The sequence below is a fragment of the Paraburkholderia caledonica NBRC 102488 genome, assembly GCF_000685095.1.
Classification (GTDB): domain Bacteria; phylum Pseudomonadota; class Gammaproteobacteria; order Burkholderiales; family Burkholderiaceae; genus Paraburkholderia; species Paraburkholderia caledonica.
In genome coordinates this window covers 21,132-27,177 of sequence record NZ_BAYE01000042.1, presented here as the reverse complement: position 1 = coordinate 27,177, position 6,046 = coordinate 21,132, and the positions used below count along the sequence as shown (strand labels likewise).

Below are 6,046 nucleotides of genomic sequence, written 5' to 3'. Positions count from 1 at the left end.
ATGGAGCTCGAGCTCCGGTTCGCGGCGGCGGCGCCTCTCATCCATTTCCTCAATGTCAATACGTTCACGTTCAATTCGTCAGCCACCGCTCCAACTGTCCGGCTCCCGCGCTGCAGGACCTTCGACAGCGCCTGCTCCTTGAACTCAACAGAATACGTTTGTTTCGCCTTCAACCTGCACCTCTGATTCTTCTTGATAAAAAAGTTCAGAAGCGACAACTAGTCTGACGCCGGGGGTCAGTCGCGCTCTTCTTGAGCGCATTGGCTATTGTGACAGCTCCGTAGCCGGCCAGCGCCGGGCCGTTCTTCGTGCGGGGAGTCAACCCATAAACGCCGAAAAGTCCCTGGCGCCTTTATGCCGAAAACGGTTTTGGCTCCTCAACGGCGAAAGTTCACACCCGGTTTGCCGTGTACGCAGCCGAAAGACAACGAAGGAGCGCCGTCGATTTGAAACCGTTGGTCAACTCTTCATTGAACGAACACAACTGGAAGGCGCCCGCATTTAAACCCCCGCTCTGCTTGAAAGCTACGCCGAATATGTCGCCATTTGCCTGCAGGGCAGGCTGACCGATCGGATACAGTTGATTGAACACAGACGGTTGACTTCGACGCACGGCAGGCAACGGTAGCGGGTGAACGGGCCGGGAAGCACCGTGCAACTTAGCCTCCAAAATCAGCAGGATTTTCCCCTTAAAGAGGAGGGTTAATGAAAGTATCAGCGTTTGGCGTCGACATCGGTTACGGCCACACCAAAGGCGCGCTGCGTACAGGATCCGATATTTCTACCGTGAGCTTCCCGTCGCTCGCGCCTCTTGTACATGATCTTGAGTTACCGCGAACCAGAGAACGCGTGGCCGACGGGTTGAACGTTGTTTTAATAGAGGTGCAAGGCTCTCATTATGCAGTCGGCCCCGAAGTAGAGTCGTTGTCAGCGTGTTCAAGCCTAACGCGAACGTTATTTGACAGTTTCTGCTTGACGCCCATGTTCACCGCGCTGCTCGGCGGAGCACTATATCGCGCCGGTGTAACCGACATCGAATGCATGGTGCTTGGCCTCCCGTACCACTTCACCGCGGAATACTTTAGATATCTTCGCGATGCATTTACAGGCGCTCTCGATTTTGGCCAAGGTCCGATCCACGTACGCTCGGTAAAGGTCGTTCCCCCGCTGCTCGGATCGCTCGGAACCTTCTCCAATTCCGGCGATGGCCGCTTTGACCCGGAGCACGGCCATCTCTTCATCGATGTAGGCTACTCCGAGACTAGCTGGCTGCTGTATTGTGATCATATGATAATCGACCAATGTTCGGGCCACGTCCGGGGCGGTGCATGGCAGGTCTATAGAACCATTGGATCGTTGATCGCGAACCAGGAGCGCTGCCCTGTAGACAATATGGAACGCATTGGCAGATGCCTTAGCGATAAGAGGCCACTTCTGCACTACGGTAAGGGCATCGACCTCGCTCCGTTGGTTGAAAGCTCACGAACCGTAGTGAACGCTGCGTTGAAAATAATCCGTGATCGCACTCCCTCTCCTTCGAGGTTGAGGTCAATCGTAATGACAGGAGGCGGAGCAGGCCTCTACGAGACAGCGGTGCGCGCCGCCTTTCCCCGGGTACGCATCGACGTGCTGGACGCGCCCTCACACGCAAATGCGAAGGGCTTCCTTCTGCTGGGCGACGCCCTGCTCGCGGGAAGGAAACTTGTGCCTACGTCTGCATGAACTCGCGAGGCGCCGTGGCTCTGGGACTAACGGCTGCAGCGGGTTACTTCAAGGCGCAAGAAAGAGGAGTTAGGTCTTTCGCGCGCCTGTTTCGCGAGCGGTGCAGATCATCAATTACGATGCCTACTCATTTCGCCTCACGGGATAATATTATTCAGGATTATTTATCACGCCTCGATCGTCTTTTGCAGCAAAGACTGGTGCTGCTTGACAGCGTCCTCCTTCTCCGCGCCAAGATCGCCAACTACGTTGTCATCGGCACCTGTAAATTGATACACCGTCTACCAATTCTAGAGTGCCGTTGACAACGTGGTCACGACGTAGGCAGGCAGAGTCCCACCGCCTCAGCGTGATCGGCATTGCGTCAGGTTGTCTGCGACGATCGAATCACCGCAGTCAACAAACGCAAATCCCGGTCAGCCAGCATCACTGGCCGCACGCCACCGCACTTCTTCAGGTGCATGCCGACTCGATTGCGCTAAACTCTTAAACATCGCGAGCAACGCGGTTAGCCGTTGCCGTTGAGGTAAAACAAGCTCGAACTGCTCCCCGATCGATACGGCGCGAGCAATCCAATATGCAGACCCGAAAGAATCGGGCAGCTCTCGATATTCAGTGTTCAACAAGTAAGACGCGACGGTTTCGAGATGAGCGATTTCTGAGTCGGCCAGCCTTGCGGGTAGTTTGCGACAAGAAGTTTCCGGCGCGTCGTTCCTCTGTAGTCCTTGATTTTTATTGGATTTGAAATAACGCTTCGTCAAAGAGTCCATGTTTCAATGCGATCGGCTGAGGTGATCCCATCTTGCCGACGTCAATGAAAAGTCAAGGCAGCACCAAGGTGCGAACGCGGCGAGGAGTGTCCAGAGCCGGGTATGCTGAAATCCCGCGAAGAGCAGCGTGGGGCCGCTCGACTGCGTAAGCGGCTAGAGATGCATCGGAAAAACGTGGCGAGCCGCTCGCGGCACGTAGGGTGTGGACGCCGACAGGCTGCTGCGGACAACAGGAGTAGACCCTCGCAAAACCGTAGTCGCTAGTTATACCCCAGCGTGTACTCTGGATCGGCCTTGGCTGCGGGCAAGAAGATGATTCCAAATCGTTACCGCTTCAAATGCATCTGGCAATAAGCTTCCGTCGCTGGCCGAGTGTTTGTCGAGAAAGTCGCGAATGAATGGGCCGTGGACGTGTTGATTTTCACGCAGTCTTAACCCACCGGGGATGCGGACATTTTTCTGGACTGATTTACGTCGTTAGCCCGAGGCTTTCACGGTACTCGATGGGGCTGAGATAGCCAAGCGAGCCCTTGATCCGGAGCCTGTCAGAATTTTAGTGTGCCGAGGTCATGAGACGATAACGGAAACAACGTCCTATGACCGAAGCAACTGTGACTAAGAAGATCAAGAACCCGAAGGCGCCGAAGCTGTTTCCCGATGAACTGATCGATCAACTGCTGGCGCAGATTCAAAACAAGGATGCGGAGTCGGTTCTCGGCGAATCAGGACTGGCCGGGCAACTGAAGAAGCAACTGGCTGAGCGCATGCTGGCGGCGGAGCTCACGCATCACCTTGAGGACGAGGCCGGGCAAGGTAAGACCGGCAACCACCGCAACGGCACCAGCTCCAAGACGGTTCTGACGCCCAACGGCGAACTGAAGCTGGATATTCCACGCGATCGGCAGGCAACGTTCGAGCCGCAACTGGTCGGCAAGTATCAACGCCGGCTGCCGGGCTTCGACGATCACGTCATCAGCATGTACGCGCGCGGCATGAGCGTGCGCGAGATCCAGGGCCATTTGCTGGAACTGTATGGCCTGCAGGTGTCGCCCGATCTGATTTCGACTGTCACCGATGAGGTGCTGGCCGAGGTCGAACAGTGGCAGCAACGCCCGCTGGAGGCCATGTATCCGATCGTGTATTTCGACGCACTTCCGCTGAAGATCCGCGACGAAGGCACGGTCAGGAACAAGGCGGTGTATCTCGCGCTGGGCATCCGCGCCGACGGCCGCAAGGAAGTGCTGGGTTTGTGGATCGAGCAGACCGAAGGCGCGAAGTTCTGGCTGAAGGTCTTCAACGAACTGAAAACCCGCGGCCTGCACGACATTCTGATCGCGGTGGTTGACGGTCTGCGCGGCTTCCCGGAAGCGATCGAGGCGGTCTATCCGGCCGCCCAGATTCAGACCTGCATCGTGCATCTGATCCGCAATTCGCTGAATCTGGCGAGCTGGAAGGACCGCAAGCCGCTGGCTGCCGCGCTCAAGCCGGTCTATCAGGCAGCCTCGGCCGAGGCTGCAGCAGCGGCACTCGACGCCTTTGCGCAAAGCGAATGGGGCCGCAAATTCCCTACCGTCGCGGCCATGTGGCAACGCCAATGGGAACAGGTGATTCCCTTCTTCGCCTATCCCCCGAGGTGCGTCGAATCGTTTATACGACCAACGCCATCGAGAGCATGCACATGCAGTTGCGCAAAATCGTCAAGAATCGCGGCCACTTCCCGAGCGACGAAGCCGCCAGCAAACTGCTGTATCTGGCCTTGCGTAACATCGAAAAGGACTGGAAGATGCCGCCTATCACCTGGCGGCAAGCTGTCAATCAGTTCGCCATTCTGTTCGGCGAGCGATTCACCTCCGCCATGAGCTGAGATCTTTTAATCGACCTCAGCACACGAAATTCCTGACACCTCCCGGTCGTGCTGCTTGACGCCGTCTAGCACACCACCATAGAAGGTCAGCGCGCGAGCAATCCCGCCCAGCCAGTCCTCCATCGTTTCGGCTGGTGTCGCGCATGCGAACATGTAACTCGATGCGCCTATTGCCGCCACGAAGATGTGTGCGCGGCATCCAGTCGTCAGCGGCAACGTAGGGCCGGCGGAGTCGACAAACAGCTTCTCGCCGGCGCGGTGAATCTGACGCATCGAGCGCTTCAGGCGTTTCGTGAACGCCTATAGTGCTCGCAGAACTGCTATAGCGTTTCTTGCTGAGGAGAAGGGGCATCGTCCGCGTACCATTATCCAATACCGCTTCCATCTGCATCAGTTTGCCACCTACCTTAAGCGCAACGGCATGCAAACCGATCTGAAGGCATGACTTGAGCAGTACAACAATGAGTGCGAACCTGCCACCGCCATCTCTTCAGCTCGGAAGAGATTCGAAAACGACCTCGCCATATCGGTGCTCTGCATGCCGATAACGCCTGCCCTGAGCCACCGCATGGAGGCGATTCGCATCTTCCACACAATGGATGATGCGGACTTGGGTAACCCACCCGAAGCGCATGAGTTGAGATGATCAGAGACCCGTTGTTGAAACGGTTTGTCGATTGCCCGTCTCAGGCCTTCCTGAATCGCCGCCAGCGTCGGTCGATCTCCAGACCGATCACCGCCAACACCACATACCAGATCACGAATATTGCCAATTGAAGTGCAGCCGGCGCCTGCAAGCCGAGCAGCGCAACGACGCCACCAACCGCCATTAGCCCGTAGTAAATCAGAGCGACATAAACGTGGCCGCCAATCATTTGCACAAGCCGCTGGTAGTAGTGCTCCCGATGCGCCTCCCAGAACTTCTCGCCTCGCGCGAGCCGGCGCAACAGCGTCACGGTGGAATCGGCGATGAACGGTGCGAACACAAGCGCTGGGAACCACAACGGCCATGCGCCGTGCTGCCAGCCCCAGAAGCCTAACGCGCCAGCGAGGAAGCCAAGCGGAATAGAGCCAGCATCACCTAGAAAAATCTTCGCTTTAGGAAAGTTCAAAAAGAGAAACCCGAGGGCCGCGCCCGCCACAGCGGCAGCAGCAAGCGCCAGAGCGGGCTGCGACTCCCCGGCCGCAATCGCGTATGTACCAAAGCCGAACACCGCCGTCCCACCGGCGAGACCGTTCGAACCATCCATGAAGTTGTAAAGGTTAACGAGCCATACTATCGCAACGCCGACGAGTATCGCGAACCACCAGGCAACATCGACTGCGCTGATGGCCACCGCTGCCGCGACCACGACGACGTGCGCAGTGAACCGCACGCGCGCAGACAGGCCGCGTCTATCGTCGATCTGCGACACAATGCCCAGCACGACTGCGCCCAATGCGATGCCGCACAAAGGCGGCGCGAATAACGCGAACATTAGCAGCGCGGACGGCAGCACACCCCAGCCGCCCACGCGAGGCACAGGCCGTTCGTGCAGCGAGCGCTGATTCGGGATGTCGACGGCAATACTCCACGCCCAGCCCGTACGCAACAGGATGAGCAGGATCGCCAGACTGAGCACGGCGGCAAGGATGGCGGTGAGGATGAACGGAAATGGATTGATCGGCATATATGTTGGGCTTACGTAAA

Annotated in this window: 4 protein-coding genes and 2 pseudogenes; 2 read left to right on the top strand and 4 right to left on the bottom strand. The window is 57.4% G+C overall.

Annotated features, from left to right (window positions below):
- Window positions 1-173: transposase (locus tag BCA01S_RS37725; protein ID WP_156955191.1), on the bottom strand; the 173-nt coding region annotated here is incomplete at its 3' end.
- Window positions 174-705: 532 nt separating this feature from the next.
- On the opposite strand from BCA01S_RS37725, the gene BCA01S_RS33585 reads away from it, so the two are divergent.
- Window positions 706-1,722, top strand: coding sequence for a PRTRC system protein D (locus tag BCA01S_RS33585; RefSeq protein WP_027780604.1), 1,017 nt, complete (start codon window positions 706-708; stop codon window positions 1,720-1,722).
- A gap of 416 nt (window positions 1,723-2,138) precedes the next feature.
- On the opposite strand, the gene BCA01S_RS38335 is transcribed toward BCA01S_RS33585, so the two are convergent.
- Window positions 2,139-2,492 (bottom strand): hypothetical protein, encoded by a 354-nt coding sequence (locus BCA01S_RS38335; RefSeq protein WP_156955189.1) that lies wholly within the window; start codon window positions 2,490-2,492, stop codon window positions 2,139-2,141.
- A gap of 596 nt (window positions 2,493-3,088) precedes the next feature.
- Here BCA01S_RS38335 and BCA01S_RS36270 point away from each other — a divergent pair.
- A pseudogene (locus BCA01S_RS36270) lies at window positions 3,089-4,356 on the top strand (IS256 family transposase).
- A 69-nt stretch (window positions 4,357-4,425) separates the two neighbouring features.
- Here BCA01S_RS36270 and BCA01S_RS39425 read toward each other — a convergent pair.
- Together BCA01S_RS39425 and BCA01S_RS33565 are read right to left on the bottom strand one after the other, a co-directional pair.
- Window positions 4,426-4,656 (bottom strand): annotated as a pseudogene (locus BCA01S_RS39425) (IS21 family transposase); the annotation flags it as partial.
- Window positions 4,657-5,042: 386 nt separating this feature from the next.
- Entirely contained in the window at window positions 5,043-6,026 is a 984-nt protein-coding gene (locus tag BCA01S_RS33565) for an MraY family glycosyltransferase (protein ID WP_042320400.1), read from the bottom strand.
- Window positions 6,027-6,046 lie beyond the last annotated feature (20 nt).

Coding starts and splice junctions, on each gene's coding strand:
- BCA01S_RS33585 (WP_027780604.1), top strand. CDS start 706: ATGAAAGTATCAGCGTTTGGCGTCGACATCGGTTACGGCCACACCAAA.
- BCA01S_RS38335 (WP_156955189.1), bottom strand. CDS start 2,492: ATGGACTCTTTGACGAAGCGTTATTTCAAATCCAATAAAAATCAAGGA.
- BCA01S_RS33565 (WP_042320400.1), bottom strand. CDS start 6,026: ATGCCGATCAATCCATTTCCGTTCATCCTCACCGCCATCCTTGCCGCC.